Annotated in this window: 16 protein-coding genes and 2 pseudogenes; 11 read left to right on the top strand and 7 right to left on the bottom strand. The window is 74.7% G+C overall.

The genetic code is table 11. The features are described from left to right. Together ACSNOD_RS13355 and ACSNOD_RS13350 are read right to left on the bottom strand one after the other, a co-directional pair. Positions 1 to 595: hypothetical protein (locus ACSNOD_RS13355; RefSeq protein WP_436767107.1), on the bottom strand; the 595-nt coding region annotated here is incomplete at its 3' end. 15 nt (positions 596 to 610) lie between these two features. Continuing rightward, complete coding sequence (locus ACSNOD_RS13350) at positions 611 to 2,989, bottom strand: FHA domain-containing protein (RefSeq protein ID WP_436767106.1); 2,379 nt, start codon at positions 2,987 to 2,989, stop codon at positions 611 to 613. A gap of 169 nt (positions 2,990 to 3,158) precedes the next feature. On the opposite strand from ACSNOD_RS13350, the gene ACSNOD_RS13345 reads away from it, so the two are divergent. The 3 genes from ACSNOD_RS13345 to ACSNOD_RS13335 all read left to right on the top strand — a co-directional run bounded on the left by ACSNOD_RS13345 (position 3,159) and on the right by ACSNOD_RS13335 (position 5,153). Next, the gene (locus ACSNOD_RS13345; protein WP_436767105.1) at positions 3,159 to 3,629 is read left to right on the top strand and encodes a gamma-glutamylcyclotransferase family protein; all 471 of its coding nucleotides are present in this window, start codon (positions 3,159 to 3,161) and stop codon (positions 3,627 to 3,629) included. Between the two features lie 9 nt (positions 3,630 to 3,638). Further along, positions 3,639 to 4,625 carry an adenosine deaminase gene (locus ACSNOD_RS13340; RefSeq protein ID WP_436767104.1) on the top strand — a complete coding sequence of 329 codons (987 nt, stop codon included), beginning with the start codon at positions 3,639 to 3,641 and terminating at the stop codon, positions 4,623 to 4,625. A gap of 69 nt (positions 4,626 to 4,694) precedes the next feature. Beyond that, positions 4,695 to 5,153, top strand: a complete 459-nt coding sequence (locus tag ACSNOD_RS13335) for a MarR family winged helix-turn-helix transcriptional regulator (RefSeq protein WP_436767108.1) — start codon at positions 4,695 to 4,697, stop codon at positions 5,151 to 5,153. 602 nt (positions 5,154 to 5,755) lie between these two features. Here the strand turns inward: ACSNOD_RS13335 and ACSNOD_RS13330 are convergent. Continuing rightward, the gene (locus ACSNOD_RS13330) at positions 5,756 to 6,343 is read right to left on the bottom strand and encodes a TetR family transcriptional regulator (RefSeq protein WP_436767103.1); all 588 of its coding nucleotides are present in this window, start codon (positions 6,341 to 6,343) and stop codon (positions 5,756 to 5,758) included. A 66-nt stretch (positions 6,344 to 6,409) separates the two neighbouring features. Here ACSNOD_RS13330 and ACSNOD_RS13325 point away from each other — a divergent pair, with 66 nt between their 5' ends. After that, positions 6,410 to 7,603: a cytochrome P450 gene (locus ACSNOD_RS13325; protein ID WP_436767102.1), complete on the top strand. Its 1,194-nt coding sequence runs from the start codon at positions 6,410 to 6,412 to the stop codon at positions 7,601 to 7,603. A 3-nt stretch (positions 7,604 to 7,606) separates the two neighbouring features. Further along, positions 7,607 to 7,822, top strand: a complete 216-nt coding sequence (locus ACSNOD_RS13320) for a ferredoxin (RefSeq protein WP_436767101.1) — start codon at positions 7,607 to 7,609, stop codon at positions 7,820 to 7,822. Here ACSNOD_RS13320 and ACSNOD_RS13315 read toward each other — a convergent pair. After that, positions 7,779 to 10,661 (bottom strand): FAD-binding and (Fe-S)-binding domain-containing protein, encoded by a 2,883-nt coding sequence (locus ACSNOD_RS13315; protein WP_436767100.1) that lies wholly within the window; start codon positions 10,659 to 10,661, stop codon positions 7,779 to 7,781. The two genes, ACSNOD_RS13320 and ACSNOD_RS13315, sit on opposite strands and share 44 nt — an antisense overlap. 157 nt (positions 10,662 to 10,818) lie before the next feature. On the opposite strand from ACSNOD_RS13315, the gene serC reads away from it, so the two are divergent. Beyond that, positions 10,819 to 11,937, top strand: a complete 1,119-nt coding sequence (serC, locus tag ACSNOD_RS13310) for a phosphoserine transaminase (RefSeq protein WP_436767099.1) — start codon at positions 10,819 to 10,821, stop codon at positions 11,935 to 11,937. 59 nt (positions 11,938 to 11,996) lie between these two features. Here the strand turns inward: serC and ACSNOD_RS13305 are convergent, their stop codons facing one another. Then, complete coding sequence (locus ACSNOD_RS13305) at positions 11,997 to 13,043, bottom strand: hypothetical protein (protein WP_436767098.1); 1,047 nt, start codon at positions 13,041 to 13,043, stop codon at positions 11,997 to 11,999. Positions 13,044 to 13,135: 92 nt separating this feature from the next. Here ACSNOD_RS13305 and ACSNOD_RS13300 point away from each other — a divergent pair, with 92 nt between their 5' ends. Beyond that, complete coding sequence (locus ACSNOD_RS13300) at positions 13,136 to 14,137, top strand: aldo/keto reductase (protein WP_436767097.1); 1,002 nt, start codon at positions 13,136 to 13,138, stop codon at positions 14,135 to 14,137. 424 nt (positions 14,138 to 14,561) lie between these two features. Here the strand turns inward: ACSNOD_RS13300 and thpR are convergent. After that, positions 14,562 to 15,119, bottom strand: a pseudogene (gene thpR, locus ACSNOD_RS13295) (RNA 2',3'-cyclic phosphodiesterase); the annotation flags it as partial. Positions 15,120 to 15,245: 126 nt separating this feature from the next. On the opposite strand from thpR, the gene ACSNOD_RS13290 reads away from it, so the two are divergent. Then, complete coding sequence (locus tag ACSNOD_RS13290) at positions 15,246 to 16,382, top strand: winged helix DNA-binding domain-containing protein (RefSeq protein WP_436767096.1); 1,137 nt, start codon at positions 15,246 to 15,248, stop codon at positions 16,380 to 16,382. A 280-nt stretch (positions 16,383 to 16,662) separates the two neighbouring features. On the opposite strand, the pseudogene ACSNOD_RS13285 reads toward ACSNOD_RS13290, so the two are convergent. Continuing rightward, a pseudogene (locus ACSNOD_RS13285) lies at positions 16,663 to 17,412 on the bottom strand (helix-turn-helix domain-containing protein); the annotation flags it as partial. Positions 17,413 to 17,754: 342 nt separating this feature from the next. On the opposite strand from ACSNOD_RS13285, the gene ACSNOD_RS13280 reads away from it, so the two are divergent. From ACSNOD_RS13280 to ACSNOD_RS13270, 3 genes are all read left to right on the top strand, one after another. Further along, complete coding sequence (locus ACSNOD_RS13280; RefSeq protein WP_436767095.1) at positions 17,755 to 18,165, top strand: hypothetical protein; 411 nt, start codon at positions 17,755 to 17,757, stop codon at positions 18,163 to 18,165. Positions 18,166 to 18,327: 162 nt separating this feature from the next. Continuing rightward, positions 18,328 to 20,073 carry a bifunctional 3'-5' exonuclease/DNA polymerase gene (locus tag ACSNOD_RS13275; protein WP_436767094.1) on the top strand — a complete coding sequence of 582 codons (1,746 nt, stop codon included), beginning with the start codon at positions 18,328 to 18,330 and terminating at the stop codon, positions 20,071 to 20,073. Positions 20,074 to 20,219: 146 nt separating this feature from the next. Continuing rightward, positions 20,220 to 21,755 (top strand): ATP-dependent DNA ligase, encoded by a 1,536-nt coding sequence (locus tag ACSNOD_RS13270; RefSeq protein WP_436767093.1) that lies wholly within the window; start codon positions 20,220 to 20,222, stop codon positions 21,753 to 21,755. Positions 21,756 to 21,778: the final 23 nt, after the last annotated feature.

Below are 21,778 nucleotides of genomic sequence, written 5' to 3'. Positions count from 1 at the left end.
TCGCCTCCCCGTACACCCAGCGGCCCCCCTCCGCGTCGTACAGCCAGACCGCCTCTCCGTCGACCACCGCGCCGATCCGCAGCCCCTGCGTGTCGCGCCGGAAGCCCTCCCCGTCCAGCCGCCCGGCGGCGGCCTCCGCCGCGGCCCGCCGGTAGCGGCCCAGCGCCTGCTCCACGCGGGCCAGCAGCGGCAGCGGGTCCTCCGTACGGGCGTCCGGGCCGTCGGCCGCCGGCGGGTCCCGCGGCACCACGACGAGGGTCCGCGCGTCGACCCACGTGGACCAGCCGTTGGAGCAGACCACCTGCCCCCAGTCACCGCGCCGCGCCACCAGCCGCACCGGCAGCAGGGGGTCGAGCCGGACCGCCAGCCGCGTACCGTCCGGGGCCTCCCAGGCCGCCAGCCCGCCCCGCGGCACCACATGCGTCGGGTCGAACGCGCCACCGCCACTGGAAGCGCCGCCGCCGGACGGCACGCCACCGCCACCGGAAGCGACGCCCCCGCCGCCGGCCGGCACCGCACCCCGGCCCGACGGGGCGCCGCCGCCACCGGACGTGGCCGCGCCCCGGTCGCCCGGGAGGGGAGGAGTGGCGGTCATCGCTCGCGCTCCCCGCTACTTCCGCATCACGACCGGCTCCTGGCGGCGCAGCAGCCGCCGCACCACCAGCCCGAAGAGCACCGAGAGCACCACGAGCATGCCCATGTCCAGCAGCCACGTGCCGGCCGTGTGGTGGAACAGCGGGTCGGAGGTGAGCTTCCCGGGCACGATCCGGTGCAGATCGACGGTCGCGGCCATGGCGCCCAGCGCCCACCGCGCCGGCACCAGCCAGGCGAGCTGCTGGAGGCCGGGGACCCCGTTCAGGGCCAGCAGCGCGCCGCAGAACACCACCTGCACCAGGGCGATGAGCACCAGCAGCGGCATGGTGACCTCCTCCTTGCGCACCAGCGCGGAGACCACCAGGCCCAGCATCATCGAGGTGAACGACAGCAGGGCGACGGCGAGCGCGATCTCGGCCAGCGGCGGCAGCAGGACGCCCTTGCCGCCCGGGGCGTTGAGATTCACCCCGACCAGCCCGACGAGGGTGAGCACCACCGCCTGGACCACCGTGACCGTGCCCAGCACCACCACCTTGGACATCAGATACGCCGAGCGGGACAGCCCGACGGCCCGCTCCCGCCGGTAGATCACGCGTTCCTTCACCAGCTCGCGCACCGCGTTCGCCGCGCCCGTCAGCACGCCGCCCACGCACAGGATCAGCAGGGCGTTCATCGCCGTGTCCTGGGTGAGCCGGCTGCCGGCCAGCGCGCGGGCCATCGCGCCCATCACGAACGGCAGCGCGATCATGATGGCGAGGAAGGTGCGGTCGGCGCTCAGGGCGGCGGCGTAGCGGCGCACCAGGGTGCGCAGCTGGGCGCCCCAGCTCTGGGGCGTGGGCGGCCGCGCCCGGGGGGCGGCGGCCCGCTCCTGGGCCCCGAGCCTGGCCCCCGACCCGGCCGCGCCGGGCTGCGGCGGCTGCCGCGTGGCGCCCACGATGTACCGCTGGTGCTGCGGCGACGCCCGGAACCGCCCGGCCCAGTCCCGCCGGGTGTCGCCCTCGAACGCCTCGAACGCCTCCGGCCAGTGCGCGAAGCCGAAGTAGGCCAGCGCCTCCCCGGGCGGCCCGTAGTAGGCGATGCGCCCGCCGGGCGCCAGCACCAGCAGCCGGTCGCACATGTCCAGGCTGAGCACGCTGTGGGTGACCACGACGACCGTGCGGCCGTCGTCCGCCAGGCCGCGCAGCATGTGCATCACCGAGCGGTCCATGCCCGGGTCGAGACCGGAGGTCGGCTCGTCCAGGAAGAGCAGCGACGGCTTGGTCAGCAGCTCCAGCGCCACGCTCACGCGCTTGCGCTGGCCGCCGGAGAGGCTGTGGATGGCCTGGCCGGCGCGCTGCTCCAGCCCCAGCTCGCGGATCACCTCGTCCACCCGCGCCAGCCGCTCCGCGCGCCCGGTGTCGCCGGGGAAGCGCAGCCGGGCCGCGTACCCGAGGGCGCGGCGCACGGTGAGCTGCGCGTGCAGGATGTCGTCCTGGGGAACCAGACCGATGCGCTGCCGCAGCTCGGCGTAGTCCCGGTACAGGTCGCGGCCGTCGTAGAGCACGGTGCCCCGGTCGGCGGGGCGCAGCCCGGTCAGCGCGTTGAGCAGCGTCGACTTGCCGGAGCCGCTGGGGCCCACGACGGCGAGCAGGCACTTCTCGCCCACCGGGAAGGACACCCGGTCCAGCAGCGTCTTCCGGCCCCGGTCCACGGTCACCGTCAGGTCCTGGACCTCCAGCGACACCTCGCCGGTGTCGACGAACTCCTGGAGCTCGTCCTCGACCAGGCAGAACGCGGAGTGCCCGATGCCGATGACGTCCTCGGGCCCGACCCGGGCGGCGCCGCGCACCGGCCGGCCGTTGAGGAACGTGCCGTTGTGGCTGCCCAGGTCGACGATCTCGTACCCGCCGTCGGGCCGGGTGCGCAGCTCGGCGTGGCGCCGGGAGACCACCAGGTCGTCGATGACCAGGTCGCTGTCGGAGGCGCGGCCGATCCGCACGGTGCGGGCGGGCAGCGGCCGCACGGAGCTGGGGCGGCGGAAGGTGCCGGTGGCCGCCGGCAGGGACACGGCGGAGGGCCGGTACGCGGGCCGCGGCACCTCGCTGAGCACGGCCACCGGGCCGTCCGTGGGGCTGCCGAACCGGATCGCGCTGCCGGGGCCCACGTCCTCCGCGCGCGTCACGCGGTGGCCGCCGGTGTACGTGCCGTTGGTGCTGCCGGTGTCCTCCAGCAGCCAGTGGTCCTCGACCGGGCGCAGCACCGCGTGGTGCCAGGACACTCGCGCGTCGCTCAGCACGATGTCGCTCGAGGGATCGCGCCCCACGTGGTAGGACCGGCTCGGACTCATCAACCGCGAGCCGCCGTCGGCCTCGACGACCAGTTCGGGTGCGGAGGGCGCGACCGGCCGCTCTCCCATAGGCCCGATTTTACGGCGGTGGGCGCGGGCCCGCCCTTTTTACGGCGGCGGGCTCCACGGCGGTGGGCTTTACGGCGGTGGGCGCGGGAGCGTCCCGGCGTCCCGTGTACCGGCGTCCCGCGTACCGGCGTCCCCGCGTTTGTCGAAACGTCTCACGAAAGGAGCCCGCATGGCCCCGCCGCCCGAGCGGCCGCCCGTCCTCCGGCTGCCCGTCTTCGTCTACGGCACCCTCCGCCCCGGCCACGGCAACCACCGGAGGTTCCTCCTCGGCCGCACGGAGGCCGAGGAACCGGCCGTGCTGCGCGGCGCCGTGCTGTACGAGGGGCCCGGCTACCCGTACGCCGTCGCCGCGCCCGAGGGGGAGATCCGCGGCGAGCTGATCACCCCGCCGCGCGACCCGGCCGCGTACGACGCGCTGCTGGCCGAGCTCGACGCGCTGGAGGAGTACGTGCCCGGCGCGCCCGACAACCTCTACGAGCGCGTGGCGCGCGCCGTGCGGCTCGCGGACGGGCGGACCGCGGGGGCCTGGGTCTACCTCGCGGGGGAGCGGGTGGCCCGCCGGCTGCGGGGGCGCGGTGCGGTGGTTCCCGGCGGGGACTGGGCCGGGGCCCGCCCGGGGCGGTCGGAATCGGCCGGTTAGGGTCGAGAGATGTCTCCGATACCCAAAGCCGAACTGCACCTCCATATCGAAGGCACCCTGGAGCCGGAGCTCGCCTTCGCGCTCGCCGAGCGCAACGGTGTCGACCTCCCGTACGCCTCCCGCGACGACCTGCGGGCGGCCTACTCCTTCTCCGGCCTCCAGTCGTTCCTGGACCTGTACTACTCCCTGATGGCGGTGCTGCGCACCGAGGACGACTTCGCCGACCTCGCCCACGCGTACCTCGCCCGCGCCCGCGAACAGGGCGTCCGGCACGCCGAGATCTTCTTCGACCCGCAGGCGCACACCGCCCGCGGCGTCCCCCTCGACACGGTGATCAACGGGCTGGGCCGCGCGCTGGACACCGCGCCGGAGACGTACGGCATCACCACCCGTCTCATCATGTGCTTCCTGCGGGACGAGAGCGCGGAGTCCGCGCTGGAGACCTTCGAGAGCGCCCGGCCCCATCTGCACCGGATCGCCGGTGTCGGACTCGACTCGGCGGAGGTCGGCAACCCGCCGTCGGCGTTCCGCGAGGTGTACGCCCGGGCCCGGGCCGCCGGGCTCAAGTGCGTGGCCCACGCGGGGGAGGAGGGCCCGCCCTCCTACGTCTGGGAGGCGCTGGACGTCCTCGGCGTGGACCGCGTCGACCACGGCGTGCGCAGCCTGGAGGACGCCGCGCTCGTCGCCCGGCTGGTCGCCGACCAGGTGCCGCTCACGGTCTGCCCGCTGTCCAACGTGCGGCTGCGGGTGTACGACCGGCTCGCCGACCACCCGCTGCGCCTGATGCTCGACGCGGGGCTGCTCGTCACGGTCAACTCCGACGACCCGGCGTACTTCGGCGGCTACGTGGACGACAACTTCACCGCCGTACGGGATGCGCTCGGCCTCGACGAGGAGACGCTGCGGACGCTGGCCCGCAACTCCTTCCAGGCCGCGTTCCTGGACGAACCGACGCGCCAGGCGTACCTCGCGGAGGTCGACGCGCATCGGGCTTGACCTCAAGTCGACTGGAGCTCCTAACGTCGTGACCACCAACGAAGGCCCGTATTCAGGGGGATGACGACGATGGAGTACTCGCACGACGACGCCGGTCTCGCCAGGCAGCCGATCGGCTACTGGGGCTGGGCCGCGAGCAAGGCCGCGATCACCCACATTCGCGCCGGGCTCGCCCGACTGGGTGTCACCCAGCCCCAGTTCTGGGTCCTCGCCCAGGCGGCGGAGAACGAGGCGGGCAAGACCCGCGAGGAACTCCACGCGGTCCTGGGCGGCTACCTCGACATCGGCTCCGACCTCGACCCGGAGATCGACGGCCTGATCGAGCGGAAGCTGCTCGTCCGCGCGGGCGAGGACGGGCGCCTGGCCCTGAGCGCGGAGGGCGCGGAGCTCTACGGGCGGCTCCAGGAGGAGTCCGCCCGCATGCGGGCGGTGCTCCACGCCGGTGTCTCGGAGGAGGAGTACGTGGGGGTGGTCAAGGCCCTTCAGCGGATGATTCACAACGTGGACGGCTCGGCCTGGCACCACTGACCTCCGGCGGTTCTGCGCGACGTCCACGTTGTGGATCGTCCGTGAGGTGACGGACGCCGCTTTTCCGCCCCGAAGGGGCGGGGGCCTTTCCCGGCCTTCGGCCGGGGTGTTTTCCCGCCCCTTCGGGGCGGAACCCCCTCTCCCCGCGCTGAAGGCGCGGGCCTTGCCCCGGCCTCCGGCGCGGAGCCCGTCTTCCCGCCCCGAAAGGGCGGGGGCCTTTGCCCCGGCCTTCGTCGCGAAGCTCATTCGCCCACCCGCAGAGGCGGGGCTGTTTTCCCGCCCTTCGACGCGAGTCCGTTTTCCCGCCCCGAAGGGGCGGGAAAACACCCCCGGCCGAAGGCCGGGGCAAAGACACCAGCCCCTTCGGGGCTGGAAAAGGGGGGTCGGCCCGAAGGCCAGGGAAAAGACCCCCGCCCCTTCGGGGCGGAAACGCAGCGACGGTCACGTCACGGACGACCCACAACGGGAACGTCGGCCAACCCGCCCGGAGGGCGAACCGTCGCAGCGAATCGCGAAACAAGCAAGCACGCTTGCATGATTTTTCGGTCGACGGCCGACCCCACCACGCGACACACCCCAAGCGCACCGCGGAGAACCCCACGTCAGCCCGACAACAACCCCTCCAGCGCGCCCACCACAAGACGGCTGACTTCCTCCGGGTCCGCGTCCGCCAGGGGCCGCTTGGCGATGACCACGCGCATCAGGCCGATGCCCAGGAGCCACGACACGGCGAGGTCGGCGCGCAGCCCGCTGTCGTCGGCGTCGCTCAGCGTGGCCAGGACCCGGGCGTAGTCGGCGCCCAGGGCGGTGACCGCCGCCGAGACCTCATTGCCCGCCCCCACCGACCGCAGCAGCGTCTCCAGGGACCGGCTGGCACTGGCGCCGCCCTTGGCCGGCGGCGGGGCCAGCAGGCTCGTCAGTACGGCGTGCACCAGGCGCTCCGGAGGCGTACTGCGCAGTCGCTCCGCGCCGTTGCGCGACACCACCTCCCCGAAGAGGGCGCGCTTGGAGCCGAAGTGCCGGAAGAGCAGCGCCTGGTTGACCCCCGCGCGGGCCGCGATGTCCCGTACTGTCGCCCGCTCGTACCCCCGCTCGGCGAACAGGTCCGAGGCGGCCGCGAGCAGCCGCTCCCGCGTCGAGGCGCCGCCCGGCGGCCCTGGTGGTGTCCCGCCAAAACGCCGTGAGGGCAACACCGTTGACCGTGTGGGGGCCCAACTCTAGGTTGGTAAGCAGCTGCTTACGCCAGGGAGGTTGTCATGACGACCACGAGCGAGCAGACCCCGCTGGCCTATCCGTTCAACGACCCGGAGGGGCTGGGACTGGCCGACGCGTACGCACAGGCACTGGAGCACCCGGGCCTGTTGCGCGTACGCATGGCCTACGGCGAGCCCGCCTGGCTGGCCACCCGGTACGCCGACGCCCGCCTCGTCCTCGGCGACCGGCGCTTCAGCCGCGCGGAGGCGCTGTCGCACGACGCGCCGCGGCAGTCCGAGGCCCGCGAGGACGGGGGCATCCTCAGCATGGACCCTCCCGAGCACACCCGGCTGCGCACCCTCGTGGCGAAGGCCTTCACCGTGCACCGGGTCGAGAAGCTGCGCCCCGGGGTGCGGGAGCTGGCACACGGCTTCCTGGACGCGATGGAGGCCGCGGGGCCGCCGGTCGACCTCGTCGAGCACTACGCCCTGCCCATCCCGGTCGCGGTGATCTGCCGCATGCTGGGCGTGCCCGAGGAGGACAGGCCCCGGTTCCGCGTCTGGAGCGACGCGGCCCTGTCGACCACCTCCCTGACCGCCGAGGAGGCCGAGCGCAGCCGCGAGGAGCTGCGCGCCTATATGGCCACGTTGATCCGGGACCACCGGGAGCGCCCCCGCCAGGACCTGATGACCGCGCTGATCGACGCCCGTGACACGGGCGACCGGCTGACCGAACGCGAGCTGGTCGACCTGTGCGTGGGCATCCTCGTCGCCGGACACGAGACCACGGCGAGCCAGATCCCCAACTTCGTTCACACGCTCCTCGAACACCCGGACCAGCTCGCCCTCCTGCGCGAGCGACCGGAACTGATCGCGGGCGCGGTGGAAGAACTGCTCCGTTTCGTGCCGCTGGGCAGCGGGGCCGCCTTCCCCCGCTACGCCACGGAGGACGTCGAGGTCGGCGGGACGCTGGTACGTGCCGGGGAGCCCGTTCTGGTCGCGGTGGGCGCCGCCAACCGCGACGCGCTCGCGTTCGCCGCGCCCGGCCGGCTCGACGTCGGCCGTACGGGCGTGCAGCACCTCGGCTTCGGGCACGGCGTCCACCACTGCCTCGGGGCGCCGCTCGCCCGCCTGGAGCTCCAGGAGGCACTGCTCGCCCTGATCACCCGTTTCCCCACGCTGCGCCTCGCGGGCGATGTGGTCTGGAAGAACCGGATGCTGGTCCGCGGCCCGCGCGAGATGCCGGTGGGGTGGTGACCGGTGGCCTGGACGACGCGGATCGACGGTGAGATGTGCATGGCCTCGGGCATCTGCGCCGCGCTCGCCCCGGACCTCTTCCGCCTGGAGGGGACACGCGCGGAACCGGTACGTCCAAAGATCCCGCCGGACGAGCGGGCGCTGGACGCCGCGGACTCCTGCCCGGCGCTGGCCATCACCGTCCGCGACGGGCCGCGGACGATCGGCCCCCGCCCCTGACGGAACCCGTCGCCTCCGCGAGGACCTCGACCGTGTGCCGCGCCCGGCGCCCCGTCAGCTGGGAGATCTGCGTACGGCAGGAGAAGCCGTCCGCGAGGACCAGCGCCCCGGGCGGCGCGCCGTCCAGGGAGGGCAGCAGCCGTTCCTCCGCGCAGGCCACGGAGACCTCGTAGTGGCCGCGCTCGTAGCCGAAGTTGCCGGCCAGCCCGCAGCAGCCGGCGGCCAGTTCTCCCGTGAGGCCGGCGCGTTCGCGCAGTCGCCGCTCGGCCGCGTCGCCGAGGACGGCGTGCTGGTGGCAGTGGGTCTGGCCGACGACAGGACGGTCGACGCGCGGGGGGCTCCAGTGGGGCGCGTACTTCTCCAGCCACTGCGCGACGGTCAGTACGGATGACGCGAGTTCCGCCGCGCGGGGATCGTTTGGCAGGAGCTCGGGGAGGTCAGTACGGAGCGTCGCCGCACAGCTCGGTTCGAGGACGACGACGGGCAGGGACAGCGAGGGCCCCAGCCGGTCGAGGGTACGCCGCATGACCCTGCGCGCGTGGTCGAGCTGCCCGGTCGACACATAGGTCAGACCGCAGCAGACGGGGCGGTCGGCGACGGGGAACACGTGGCGGCCGGCCGCCTCGAAGAACCGCACGGCCGCCCTGCCCACGTGCGGGGCGAGGTGTTCGGTGAAGGTGTCGGGCCAGAGCACGACGGCCTGATTGGTGGAGAAGACCTGCGGCGCGTCCCCGTACCGCTCGCGGGCGTGGCGGGCGAGCCACCGGCTGAAGGGCTCGCGGGCGAGTTCGGGGATGGGCCGCCTGGGCTCGATCCCCGCGGCGCGCTTGGCGAGGCCCGCCAGGGGCGTGCGCGCCAGCAGGTTGAGCGCGGGCGCCGTCCGCGTGGCGGCCACCGCGCGCAGCCACATCGGCAGCCGGCCCAGGGCGTAGTGCGCGGCCGGCCGGGGCCGGCCCGCGTAGTGGTGGTGGAGGAACTCGGCCTTGTAGGTGGCCATGTCCACCCCGACGGGGCAGTCGGCGCGGCAGCCCTTGCAGGACAGGCACAGGTCGAGCGCGTCGCGGACTTCCGTGGAGTGCCAGCCGTCCGTGACGAGTTCTCCGGCGAGCATCTCGTGGAGCAGCCGGGCCCGCCCGCGCGTGGAGTGCCGCTCCTCGCCCGTCGCCCGGTACGAGGGGCACATCACCTCGGGCCCCTCGCCGGGACGGGCCGTACGGCACTTCGCGACGCCGACGCAGCGCCGTACGGCGGTCGGGAAGTCCCCGCCGTCGCCGGGGTAGCCGAAGGCCACGTCGACCGGGCGGCGGGGCAGGGAGTCGAAGCGGAGGTTCTCGTCGAGCCGGGCGGGGCGGACCAGGATGCCGGGGTTCATGCCGCCGGCCGGGTCCCAGAGGTCCTTGAAGCGCTCGAAGAGTCCGATGAGCTCGGGGCCGTACATGCGCGGCAGCAGTTCCGCGCGCGCCTGCCCGTCACCGTGTTCGCCGGAGAGCGATCCGCCGTACGAGACGACCAGATCGGCGAGGTCCTCGGAGAAGCGGCGATAGGCGCGCACACCCCGCTCGCCGAGGAGGTCGAAGTCGATCCGGACGTGCACACAGCCCTCGCCGAAGTGCCCGTACGGGGCGCCCCTCAGGCCGTACTGTCGCAGCAGGGCACGGAAGTCGCGCAGATACGGGCCGAGCCGGGCGGGCGGCACCGCGCAGTCCTCCCAGCCGGGCCAGGCCTCGCCGCCGTCGGGCAGCCGGGTGGCGGTGCCGGCGGCGTCCTCCCGCACGCGCCACAGCCGGCGCCGGGCGACGGGGTCGGTGACGACCGTACGGCCGGTGGTCGCGTCGGCCGCCGCCCGGACGATCTCCTCTGCGCGGGCCCGTGCCTGTGCCGCGGTGTCGCCGCCGGTCTCGACGAAGAGCCAGGCCCGGCCCGCGGGCAGGTCCCGCGCGGCGCCACCGACCACGTCCGCAGCCATGCCCTCCACGGTGAGCGGCCCGTACGGCAGCAGGGCGGGGGCCGCGTCGGCCGCGGCGCTCTCGTCGGCGTGGCCGAGGACGGCGAGGGCCCGCGCCCGCGGCGCCGCCACCAGCCGCACCACGGCCTCGGTCACCACGCCCCAGGTGCCCTCGCTCCCGGTGAAGGCGCGGGCCCAGTCGCGGCCCTTCTCGGGCAGCAGCGCGTCCAGGGCGTAGCCGGAGATCCGCCGGGGCAGCTCGGGGAAGCCGGTGCGCAGCGGCGCGAGATGGGCGGCCACGAGGGCCTCCGCGCCCTCCCGCAACCGGGCGGGCACCCCGGCGCCACCCGGGGTCAGACGGGCCCGCTCGCCGCCGTAGGTGAGCACGTCGAGGGCGACGACGTTGTCGGCGGTCGTCCCCCAGGCCACGGAGTGCGCGCCGCACGCGTTGTTGCCGATCATGCCGCCGAGCGTGCAGCGGCTGTGGGTCGACGGGTCGGGCCCGAAGGTCAGCCCGTACGGGGCGACGGCCGCCCGCAGGTCGTCGAGGACGGCGCCCGGCTGGACGACGGCCGTACGGGCCTCGGGGTCCACCTCCAGGACGCCGTTGAGATGGCGGGTGAGGTCGAGCACCACGCCCACGCCGGTCGCCTGGCCGCCGATGGACGTGCCGCCGCCGCGCGGCACCACCGGCACGCCCCGTGCGCGGCAGACGGCCAGTACCGCGGCCGTGTCGTCGGCGTCCCGGGGGGCCACGACGCCGAGCGGGACCCGCCGGTAGTTCGAGGCGTCCATGGTCGTCAGGGCCCGGGCGCCCCCGTCGAAGGAGACCTCGCCCCGGACGCTCACGCGCAGGGCCCGCTCAAGTTCCTCTTCCTCGCCCTCGTCAGCCATGGCCCTACCCTGCCCGGCCGGGCCCGCTTCGCACCGTACTGTGCTCCGCTCTGTGCTCCGCTCGCGTCGCGGCCGGCGCGTCCGTCCTGTGCGATCACGTGTCTCACCGGGTGACATGGGCCCCCTCGGTGCCCCGGGGACGCACTAGGCTGCGGCCGTGGCCGACATCCAGATTCCCGCTGACATCAAGCCCGCCGACGGTCGTTTCGGTGCGGGCCCGTCCAAGGTGCGGACGGAGGCGCTCGGCGCCCTGGCCGCCACCGGCACCTCCCTGCTCGGCACCTCCCACCGCCAGGCCCCGGTGAAGAACCTGGTGGGCAGCGTGCGGGAGGGCGTGCGACAGCTCTTCTCGCTGCCCGAGGGGTACGAGGTCGTCCTCGGCAACGGCGGCTCCACCGCCTTCTGGGACATCGCGACCCATGGGCTGATCGAGCACAAGTCCCAGCACCTGTCCTTCGGCGAGTTCTCCTCGAAGTTCGCCAAGGCCGCCGCCCTCGCGCCATGGCTGGCGGAGCCGACGGTGATCTCCAGCGAGCCGGGCACCCACCCGGAGCCGGAGGCCGAGGCGGGCGTGGACGTGTACGCGCTGACGCACAACGAGACCTCGACCGGCGTGGCGGCGCCCGTACGGCGGGTGGCCGGCGCCGACGAGGGCGCGCTGGTCCTGGTGGACGCCACCTCGGGCGCCGGCGGGCTCCCCGTGGACATCGCCGAATCCGATGTTTACTACTTCGCCCCGCAGAAGTCCTTCGCCGCGGACGGCGGGCTGTGGCTGGCGGCCTTCTCGCCGGCCGCGCTGGAGCGCGCCGCGCGGGTGCACGCCTCCGGGCGGCACATCCCGGAGTTCTTCTCGCTGCCCACGGCGATCGACAACTCCCTGAAGAACCAGACCTACAACACCCCGGCGCTGGCCACCCTCTTCCTGCTGAACGAGCAGCTGGAGTGGCTCAACGGGCAGGGCGGCCTGGACTGGGCGGTGCGCCGCACGGCGGACTCCGCGCGGCGGCTGTACGGCTGGGCCGAGGACTCGAAGCACGCCACGCCGTTCGTGGCCGACCCGGCCAAGCGTTCGCAGGTGATCGGCACGATCGACTTCAGCGACGAGGTCGACGCCGCCGCGATCGCCAAGGCGCTGCGCGCCAACGGCATCGTGGACACCGAGCCGTACCGCAAGCTGGGCCGCAACCAGCTGCGCGTGGCGATGTTCCCGGCGGTCGACCCGGCGGACGTCGAGGCGTTGACGGCATGCGTGGACTATGTGATCGAGCGCCTGTAGCGGGTCCGCGGTTCTGCGGACGGGCCGCGGCGGGCCATGCCCGCCGCGGCCCCTTCGTGTCAGCGGCGGCGCAGCAGCCGCCGGCCCCCGAACCAGATCACCGCCAGGACGGCCAGCGTGGCCGCGCCCACGGCGATGGTGCGGTCGGACCCGCCCGCGGAACGGCCGGTGCCGGCCTCCGTACGGTCACCGGCTCCGGCGCCGGCACCCGCCGCCGTACCGCTCTCGTCCTTCGCGACCGAGTCGGGCAGTTGGTCACCGCTCAGCGCGACTCGCGACACCTTGCTGCGCACGCCCTCCGTGCCGTACAGCAGGGCCCTGCCGTCCGGGGCGAAGGTCACCGACTCGCCCTGGCGCTGCATCGGCAGTCCTGGTGAACCGATCTCGACGGGCTTGCCGTTCTGCCAGCGGTACTCGTTGGCGGAGAAGTAGCTGCGCACCACCAGCCGGGTGCCGTCCGGCGAGAAGGCCGCGTCCGTGGCCCACAGCCCGATGTCGGCGATCCGGCGGAAGGTGTTCGGCACGGAGGGGCTCAGCCGCGCCGGGCCCTCGTAGAGGCCGCCGCCGTCCTGGTGCTTGCTGACGATGTACGCGCGCCCCGTGACGGGGTGGATCATCAGTGACTCGGCGTCCCGGGGCCCGTCGTCGTAGCGCACCGTGAAGCGGGTGGCGGTGACCGTGGTGTCACCGAGCCGTTCGGGCTCGGGGAACCGGTAGATCCACACCTCGCGCCAGGTGCCGCCCTTGTTGTCGCCGATGTCCCCGACGTACACCTGTCCGTCGGGGCCGACCGAGATCGCCTCCACGTCGCGCGGTTCGGCGCCGTCCAGGGTGACGGTGGCGACGGTGCGGCCCGTACGGCCGTCGACCGCGTACACGTACGGCCCGTCGTCGCTGTCGTTGTGCGTCCAGTAGACGCCCGGGTGGGCGCGGCTGGCCGCGAGGCCGCTGGACTCGTTGATCCTCTTGTCCTGGATGGTGAAGGCGGTGCCGGAGGCCGACGAGGAGTCGGAGGGGCCGTCGTCCGCGTGGGCCGCGCCGGCGGGCACGGCGAGCGCCAGACCGGCCAGGGCGACGGCCGCGAGGGCACGAGGGAGCGAGCGCATGCCCTCAAGACTGCCAGCCCGCGCCGCCGCACCGCCGCACCGGAGCATGTGCACTTGCTTCGAGCGCGCTTCAAGGCGTTGGCTTGTCGTCCATGGAGTACACGCAGCTGGGACGCACAGGACTCAAGGTCGGTCGACTGGTCCTGGGGACGATGAACTTCGGCCCGCAGACGGACGAGGCCGAGAGCCACCGCATCATGGACGCCGCTCTGGACGCGGGCATCAACCTCTTCGACACCGCCAACGCCTATGGCTGGGGCGCGAACAAGGGGCGGACCGAGGAGATCATCGGCTCCTGGTTCGCCAAGGGCGGCGACCGCCGCGACAAGGTCGTGCTGGCCACCAAGGTCTACGCCAACATGACGCTCGACGACAGCGAGCCGTGGCCCAACCACGACAAGCTCTCCGCCCTGAACATCCGCCGCTCCGTCGAGGCCAGCCTCCGGCGCCTGGGCACCGACCACATCGACGTCTACCAGTTCCACCACGTCGACCGGGACACCCCGTGGGACGAGATCTGGCAGGCCGTCGACGTCCTGGTCCAGCAGGGCAAGATCCTCTACGCCGGGTCCTCGAACTTCGCGGGCTGGCACATCGCCGCGGCCAACGAGGCGGCCCGGCGCAGGGGCACCACCCTCGGCCTGGTCAGCGAGCAGTGTCTGTACAACCTCGCCGAGCGGCGGGCCGAGATGGAAGTCCTGCCGGCCGCGCGGGCGTACGGGCTCGGTGTGGTCCCCTGGTCGCCGCTGCACGGCGGTCTGCTGGGCGGTGTCCTGCGCAAGGAGCGGGAGGGCGGCGCCGCCCGCTCCGGCAGCGGGCGGGCGGCCGAGGCGCTCCAGGACCCGGCGCTGCGGGCACGCGTGCAGTCCTACGAGGACCTGCTGGAGAAGCACGGCCTGGCGCCGGGCGAGACCGCGCTCGCCTGGCTGCTCACCCGGCCCGGGGTCACCGGTCCGATCGTCGGGCCGCGCACGGTGGAGCAGCTCTCCTCGGCCCTGCGGGCGCTGGAGGTCACGCTCGACGACGGGCTGCTGGCCGAGCTGGACGCGATCTTCCCCGGGCCCGGGGAGTCTCCGGAGGCGTTCGCCTGGTGAGGCGGGTGGGCGCCTGCGGCCCCCTGGGAGCGCAGGCGCCTCCGAGCGGCCCTGAAGCGGCCTGAGGGCCCCTGGAAGCCCCCCTGGAAGCCCCCTGGAACTCCTGGGGGCCACGCGGGCCTCGCAGGGCCGCCCAGCGGCCCGGGGCGGCTCAGCGCAGCACGGACGCCACGACGACGACGGCGAGCATCAGCACGAGAGCGCCGCTCACAATGCGGGTTCTGATCTTCGGGTCCATCCTTCGAGATTAACCGGCTTCCGGAGGGTGACCGCCGTCACCCCGTGCCCCGGCCGCCCGCGTGGGGCCCGCGTCACCGGCCCGGGGCTCCCGGCCGGAGTCCACGCCTCCGCGCCGGCCCTCGGGGGCGGGGCCCGCTTCGCCGGGCGGGCCGTCGCGGCCGGAACCCCCGTCCGCGTCCCCGCCGCCCAGGGGCCACGCGGCCACCGTCTCGTAGCGCGGCCGGGCGCCGGCCGCCGCGCCCCCGGGCAGATTGCTGCGCATCAGGCAGAGCTCCCGTACGGTCCACGGATCGCTCCGGAACTCGGCGAGCGCGTCGGCGTACGGGCGCAGGTCGACGTGCGTACGGTTGCGGGCCAGCGTCAGATGCGGGGTGTAGTGCCGGTGCTCCTCGGTCGACAGGCCCGCGCGGCGCGCCGCCGCCGCGGCGGAGTCGGCGAGCCGGCCCATCTCGCGCACCCCGCCCTCGGCGCCCGCCCACACCACCCGGTGGGCGAACCGCCCACCGCCGGCCAGCCGCAGCTCGAACCGCGCCCGGCGCCCCGCGGCCCGGCCGAGGCGGGCCGTCAGCTCGGGCAGCGCGTCCTCGGGCACCTCCCCGTAGAACGCGAGGGTGAAGTGCCATCCGGCGCGCCCGGTCCAGCGCAGGTCGTCGGCGCCGGGCAGCCGGCGCAGGACGGTCATCTCCGCACCGAGCTGAGCGAGGACGCGCTCGGGCGGCAGCACGGCGGCGAACAGTCTCATGCCGTCCAGTCTCCCCGGCATCGCGCCTCCGGTCTCCCGCCACCAGGGCGCGCCGAATGACCGGTCGGCGTTCCGCCGGCGGCCCCGGCGGCCCCTGCCGCGGCGGGGAGGCGCGACACTGCCCGCATGACGATCATCAAGGTTTCGCACTCCCAGGTCGCGGCGTGGCGGCTGCGGCGACAGCACCTCGTGCCGCGGGCCGAGCGACAGGACGGGGCGGTGGAGGACATCGTCGAGCGGCTCGCCGGAGTACAGGCGCAGGTCGCCTCCAGTACGGAGCTCGCCGTGGCCGTGCGGCAGCGCGCGCCGCGCCCGGGCTCCGTCCGGACGGCCCTCGCCGACCGTACGGTGATGCGCACCTGGGCGATGCGCGGCACCCTGCACGTGCTGGTGCCCGACCAGGCGGCGGCGTTCCTGTCGCTGATGGGCGCGGCCCGCACCTGGGAGAAGCCGGCCTGGCAGCGTTCCTTCGGGGCCACTCCCGCTCAGATGGCCCGGCTCGGCGAGACCGTGGCGGAGGTGCTCGCGGACGGCCGGCCCCGCACCCGTCAGGAGCTGATCGGCGAGGTGCTCGCCCGGCCGGGTTTCGGTGGGATGGCCGAGCAGCTCAACTCCGGCTGGGGCACCCTGCTGAAGCCGCTGGCGTGGACGGGGCGGCTGTGCCACGGCCCCGGCGAGGGCGGCAGGGCGACCTTCGTCGCGCCCACCGCGCACCTTCCGGGCTGGCGGGGCGTCCCGGAGCCCGAGGAGGCCGCCCCGGCCGCCATCGCGGCCTACCTGCGGGCGCACGGCCCGGCGACGGCCGAGGCGTTCGACGCCTGGCTGATCCGCGGCCTGTCCCGGAAGGCGGCGCTGCGGTCCTGGTTCGCGGGGATGGACGACCGGCTCGCGACCGTGGAGGTCGACGGCGTGCCGGCCCGGCTGCTCGCCGAGGACGTCGAGGACCTCGCCTCGACCGAGCCCGGTCGGGAGGTTCTGCTCCTGGGCGGCTTCGATCAGTACGTGCTCGGGCCGGGCACCGGGGACGCCCGGATCGTGCCACCGCACCACCGCGGGGCGGTCAGCAGAACGGCCGGCTGGATCTCACCCGTGGTCGTCCACGGGGGGCGCGTGGCGGGGGTGTGGGAGTTCACGGACACGGCGGTTGAGGTGCGGCTCTTCCCCGAGGCGCGGGAGGTGCCGACGGCGGCCCTGGAGGCGGAGGCGGCGCATCTGGCGCTCTGTACGGGGGTGGACAGGCCGCTGTCCGTACTGCGCGACTGAGGGGGCGGGACGCGCACGGGGCCTCGTGCGCTGTTTCGCGCACCGTCTCGTGCGCCGCTTCGCGCATCGGTTCGTGTACCGCTTCCCGCAGGGGCTCGTGCGCGGGTTCGCGCGCCGCCCCGGGCGCCGGCTCCCGTACGGACGCGCGTACGGGCCCGCGTACGGGCTCCGGCACCGCACCGCTCCGTACTGACCCCCGTACGGACTCCGGCGCCGCGCTCCGTACGGGCCCCCGCGCCTGCCCTCGGACCGTCCGCCGCAGCAGGTCCCGGATGAACTCCACGGAGTCGTCCGTACTGAGCGCGTGGGCCCGGATGACCCCGTAGCGCTGCGCCAGCACGCTCACCTCCTCGCGCCCGGACACGATCGTGCTGCCGGCCTGGCCCTCCACATAGGCCACCGTGCGCCGGTCCGGGGTCTCCAGCAGGTGCATGGGGCCGTCGAGCCCACTGTGCGTCTCCCGCTCCAACGGCATGACCTGGATCGACACATGGCGCATCCCGGCCACCTCCAGCAGCCGTTCGAGCTGCGCCCCGAGCACCTCCGGGCCGCCTATCGGGCGGCGGAGCACCGGCTCCTCGACGACCAGCCCCAGGGTCACCGCCGGCTTGCGGGTCAGCAGCGCCTGGCGGTCGAGGCGCGCCCGCACCCGGGACTCGACCTCGTCGTCCTCCAGCGCCGGGCAGCGGGCGGCGAACACCGCGCGGGCGTAGTCCTCCGTCTGGAGCAGCCCGTTGAGGGCGTGGGTGTCGTACGCGTAGAGGCTCACCGCCTCGGCCTCCATCGCCGCGTACGAGCGGAACCAGGACGGGTACGGCTCGCGCATCAGAAAGGGCGCCGCCGTCGTCAGCAGCCCCTCGGCGCCCAGCACGGCGTCCGATCTGCTGACGTAGTCGCTGTTCGGCAGGCGGTCGCCGCGCTCGACCATGGCGATCTGCGAAGCGGAGTAGTTGATCTGTTCGGCGAGTTCGGCGCGGGTCAGCCCGCGCCGCTCCCGCAGCAGCCGGGCCTGCGCCCCGAACAGCCGCATGCTCGCCGATCCGCTGTCGCAGCCGTCGCGGTCGCCGCCGTCGCCGTTGTTCGTCCTGGCCCGGTCGCGGGGCCTCGGCTCGCCCCTGTCCCGCATGTCGGCCCTGTCCTGCACGCCCTTCACCCCGGCCCTCCCGAACTGCACTCCCCCGGGCTGTACGGCGGGAGAGGCTGGTCACGCTAACCGCGGCCGGGGATCGTCGGGGTCATGAAGCCCGAATCTCCACCGCATGGGGGGACGGCCGCCCCGGCGGCTCCCCCGACGACCACAGCTGGGGAAGCCCCCGCAGCGCTTGATGCCCCCGCCCTCGCCTCCGCCCCCGACGTCGAGGAGCGGCCGTACGTGCCGGACTGGGCGCCGCCCACCGGCCACACCCTGTGCCGCGCGGGCGTGCAGTTCGACGCCGTACGGATCGTCGGGCTGCGGGGCGAGGAGGTCGCGGACGAGCTGGTGATGATCACCGACGGCGCGGCGGGCCCGATCATCCACGAGGTGGTGGGCAACCGCTGCATGTACTTCGTCATCCCGCCGGGCGCCTCCACGGAGCACCGGTGGCCGCCCGGCATCCGGGGCCTGGGCAGCGAGACCCGCGTCTCGGCCTATGTCGGGGTGCCCGCGCTCGGCGGCGAGACCTGGCCCCTGGTGTGGCGCTCGGTCCCCCGCCGCTCGGTTCCCTTCGTGGACGCCGCGCTGCTCCACGACACGCTCTGCCGGCTGGTGGGGTGGCGGCCGCTGCCCTTCGACACGCCCTGAGGCGCCGCGGGGATCGCCGAGGTGGTCGCCGCGAGAACCGCCGAGGGCAGCCGAGAGGCTCTGAGGGGCTTTGAGGGGCTTTGAGGCGCTGTCGGGCGCCCCGGGCCGGGCTCGTACAGCCGTGCGGCCGTCGTTGTCAGTGCCCGGTGTGACACTCGGGGCATGCGATGGGCGATGGCGGAGACGGAGCGGGGCGGCGCCCTGCTCTGCCCGCTGGCCGAGGACGGCTCGCCGGCCGGTGAGCCCGTGGCGGCGGAGAGCGCGGCCGCCGCCGTCCGCTCCCGCCCCGACGCCGTGCGCTGGGTGTGGCGGTCCGCCGCCGAGCTCCACCCCCGGCTGCTGGCGGCCGGGGTGCGGGTCGAGCGGGTGTACGACGTGGAGGCCGCCGAGGCGCTGCTGCTGGGCCACGAGGGCCGCTGGGGGCAGCCGCGCTCGCTGGCCGCCGCCTGGGCCCGGCTGCGCGGGTTGCCGGTGCCCGCCGACCCGCCGCCGCGCGCCGCCGATCAGCAGGACTCGCTGTTCGAACCGGGCCCGGTGCCGCTGCCGCCCGGCACCGACCCGCTCACCGCCCTGCTGGCGGTCTACGCCGACCAGCAGCGCCGTATCGAGGCCACCGACCACCCCGGCCGGATGCGCCTGCTCATCGCCGCCGAGTCGGCCGGACTGCTGATCGCGGCAGAGATGAACCGCGCCGGGGTGCCGTGGCGGGCCGATGTCCACCACGAGCTGCTCACCGAACTGCTGGGCGAGCGCTATCCCGGGGGCCTGGAGCTCCAGCGGCTCGCGGAGCTGGCGGACGAGGTGTCCCGCGCCTTCGGGGGCGTGCGCGTGCGGCCCGATCTGCCGGCCGACATCATCAGGGCGTTCGCCCGCGAGGGCATCGCGCTGCGCTCCACCCGCACCTGGGAGCTGCGGGAGATCGACCATCCCGCCGTGGCGCCGCTGCTGCGCTACAAACAGCTCTACCGCCTGCACACGGCGCACGGCTGGGCGTGGCTGCGGACCTGGGTGCGCGACGGCCGCTTCCGCCCCGGCTATCTGCCGGGCGGCACCGTCACGGGCCGCTGGGCCACCAATGGCGGCGGCGCGCTCCAGATCCCCAAGGTGGTGCGGCGCGCGGTCGTGGCCGACCCGGGCCGTCGGCTGGTGGTCGCCGACGCGGCGCAGATGGAGCCGCGCGTGCTGGCCGCGATCTCCCGCGACCCGGGGCTGATGGAGGTGGCCGGGGCCCCTGGTGACCTGTACGCCGCGCTGTCCGACCGGGCGTTCGCCGGCGACCGCGAGCGGGCCAAACTCGCCCTGCTGAGCGCGGTGTACGGGCAGACGTCCGGGGACGCGCTGGCCTTCCTCGCCGATCTGCGGCGGCGCTTCCCGGCCGCCGTGGCCCATGTGGACGACGCCGCCCGCGCCGGGGAGGAGGGGCGTCTGGTGCGCACCTGGCTGGGGCGCACCTGTCCGCCGGCGGCCGCCGCCGCGCGGGGCGGCGACCCGGACGGCTGGGGCGAGGAGGCGGGGCTGCCACAGGAGGAGCCGGCCGTGGCCGGCCTCTCGGGAGGCGCGGGTGCGTCCGGCGGGTCGGGCGTTCCGACGCCGGGTTACGCGTCGCTGGACGCCCGCGCCCGGGGCCGGTTCACCCGTAACTTCGTCGTCCAGGGCAGCGCCGCCGAATGGGCGCTGCTCATGCTCGCCGCCCTGCGGCAGGCGCTCGCGCGGGAGGCGCCCGAGGCGGAGCTCGTCTTCTTCCAGCACGACGAGGTGATCGTGCACTGTCCGGCGGACGACGCGGAGACCGTGGCGGCGGCGATCCGCGCGGCGGGGGACCGTGCCGGACAGGTCGCGTTCGGGGCGACGCCCGTACGGTTCCCGTTCGCCACGGAGGTGGTGGAGTGTTACGCCGACGCGAAATAGGCGGGGCGGGGGGGCGACGGGGGGCGCACGCGGCAGGCCCGCCGGGCAGTACGGGCCGCCGCGTGACGGGCCCGCCGGGCAGTACGGGGCGCCACGCCGGGGGCGCGCCGGAGGCGGTACGCGGGGCCGCGAGCGACCATGAGGGCATGCTGCTGGCCGACATCGCCCGGACGTCGTACGAGATCGCGGCCACCACCGCGCGATCGCGGAAGACCGAGCTGCTGGCGGAGCTGTTCCGCCGCGCCGACCCCGCCGACGCCCCCGTAGTGATCACCTATCTCGCCGGCCGCCTGCCACAGCGCCGTATCGGCGTCGGCTGGCGCACCCTCGCCCGGTCCGCGCCGCCCGCCACGGAGCCCCGGCTGTCCGTACGAGAGGTGCACGCGGTGCTGGACCGGATCGCGGCGGTCTCCGGGAAGGGCGCCCAGACCGAACGGACCCGGCTCGTGCAGGAGCTCATGGGCTCCTGTACCGAGGAGGAGCAGCGCTTTCTGACCGCCCTGATCGCCGGGGAGCTGCGGCAGGGCGCGCTGGACGCCCTCGCCGTGGAGGGCCTGGCGGCGGCCGTCGGCGCGGCCCCGGCCGAGGTGCGGCGGGCCGTGATGCTGGGCGGCTCGCTCGGCGCGGTCGCCGAGGTGCTGCTGGAGGCCGGCCCCGAGGGCCTGGAGCGGTTCCGGCTGGAGGTGGGCAGGCCCGTACTGCCGATGCTGGCGCACAGCGCGAAGGACGTGGACGAGGCCCTCGACCGGCTCGGCCCGGCGGCCGTGGAGGAGAAGCTCGACGGCATCCGGGTGCAGGTGCACCGCAGGGGTGAGGAGGTGCGGATCTACACCCGCACCCTGGACGAGATCACGGACCGGCTGCCGGAGGTGGTCGCGGCCGCGCGGGAGCTGGCGGTGACGGAGGCGGTGCTGGACGGCGAGGTCATCGCCTGGGGCCCGGACGGTCGGCCACGGCCGTTCCAGGAGACGGCGGGCCGGGTCGGCTCCCGGCTGGACGTGGCGGGCGCGCGGGCGACCCTGCCGATCACTCCGGTCTTCTTCGACCTGCTGTCGGTCGACGGCCGCGATCTGTTGACGCTGTCGACGCGGGAGCGCCACGCGGAGCTGGCTCGGGTGGCGCCGGAGCCGCGGCGCGTACGGCGGCTGGTGGTGTCCGACCCCGAGGACGCGGAGCAGCGCGCGGCGGCCCGCGCGTTCGCGGCGGATGTGCTGGACCGCGGGCACGAGGGAGTACTGGTGAAGGCGCTGGACGCGCCGTACGGAGCGGGCCGCAGGGGGGCGTCCTGGCTGAAGGTGAAGCCGGTGCACACGCTGGATCTGGTGGTGCTCGCGGCGGAGTGGGGGCACGGCCGCCGTACGGGGAAGCTCTCCAACCTCCATCTGGGCGCCCGGCGTGACGACGGCTCGTTCGCCATGCTCGGCAAGACCTTCAAGGGGCTGACCGACGCGATGCTGACGTGGCAGACGGAGCGGCTGCGGGAGCTGGCCGTCGGGGACGAGGGCGGGGTGGTACGGGTGCGGCCCGAGCTGGTGGTGGAGATCGCCTTCGACGGCCTCCAGCGCTCCTCGCGCTATCCGGCGGGGGTGACGCTGCGCTTCGCCCGGGTGCTGCGCTATCGCGAGGACAAGACGGCGGCGGAGGCGGACACGGTGGAGACGGTGCTCGCGATGGGGGCGTGAGGGGGGCCTGTCTCTTATACACA

It is taken from the genome of Streptomyces sp. URMC 123 (assembly GCF_051386515.1).
Classification (GTDB): domain Bacteria; phylum Actinomycetota; class Actinomycetes; order Streptomycetales; family Streptomycetaceae; genus Streptomyces.
Note: the sequence above shows the minus strand (reverse complement) of the source record. Positions and strands in the feature narration are given on the sequence as shown.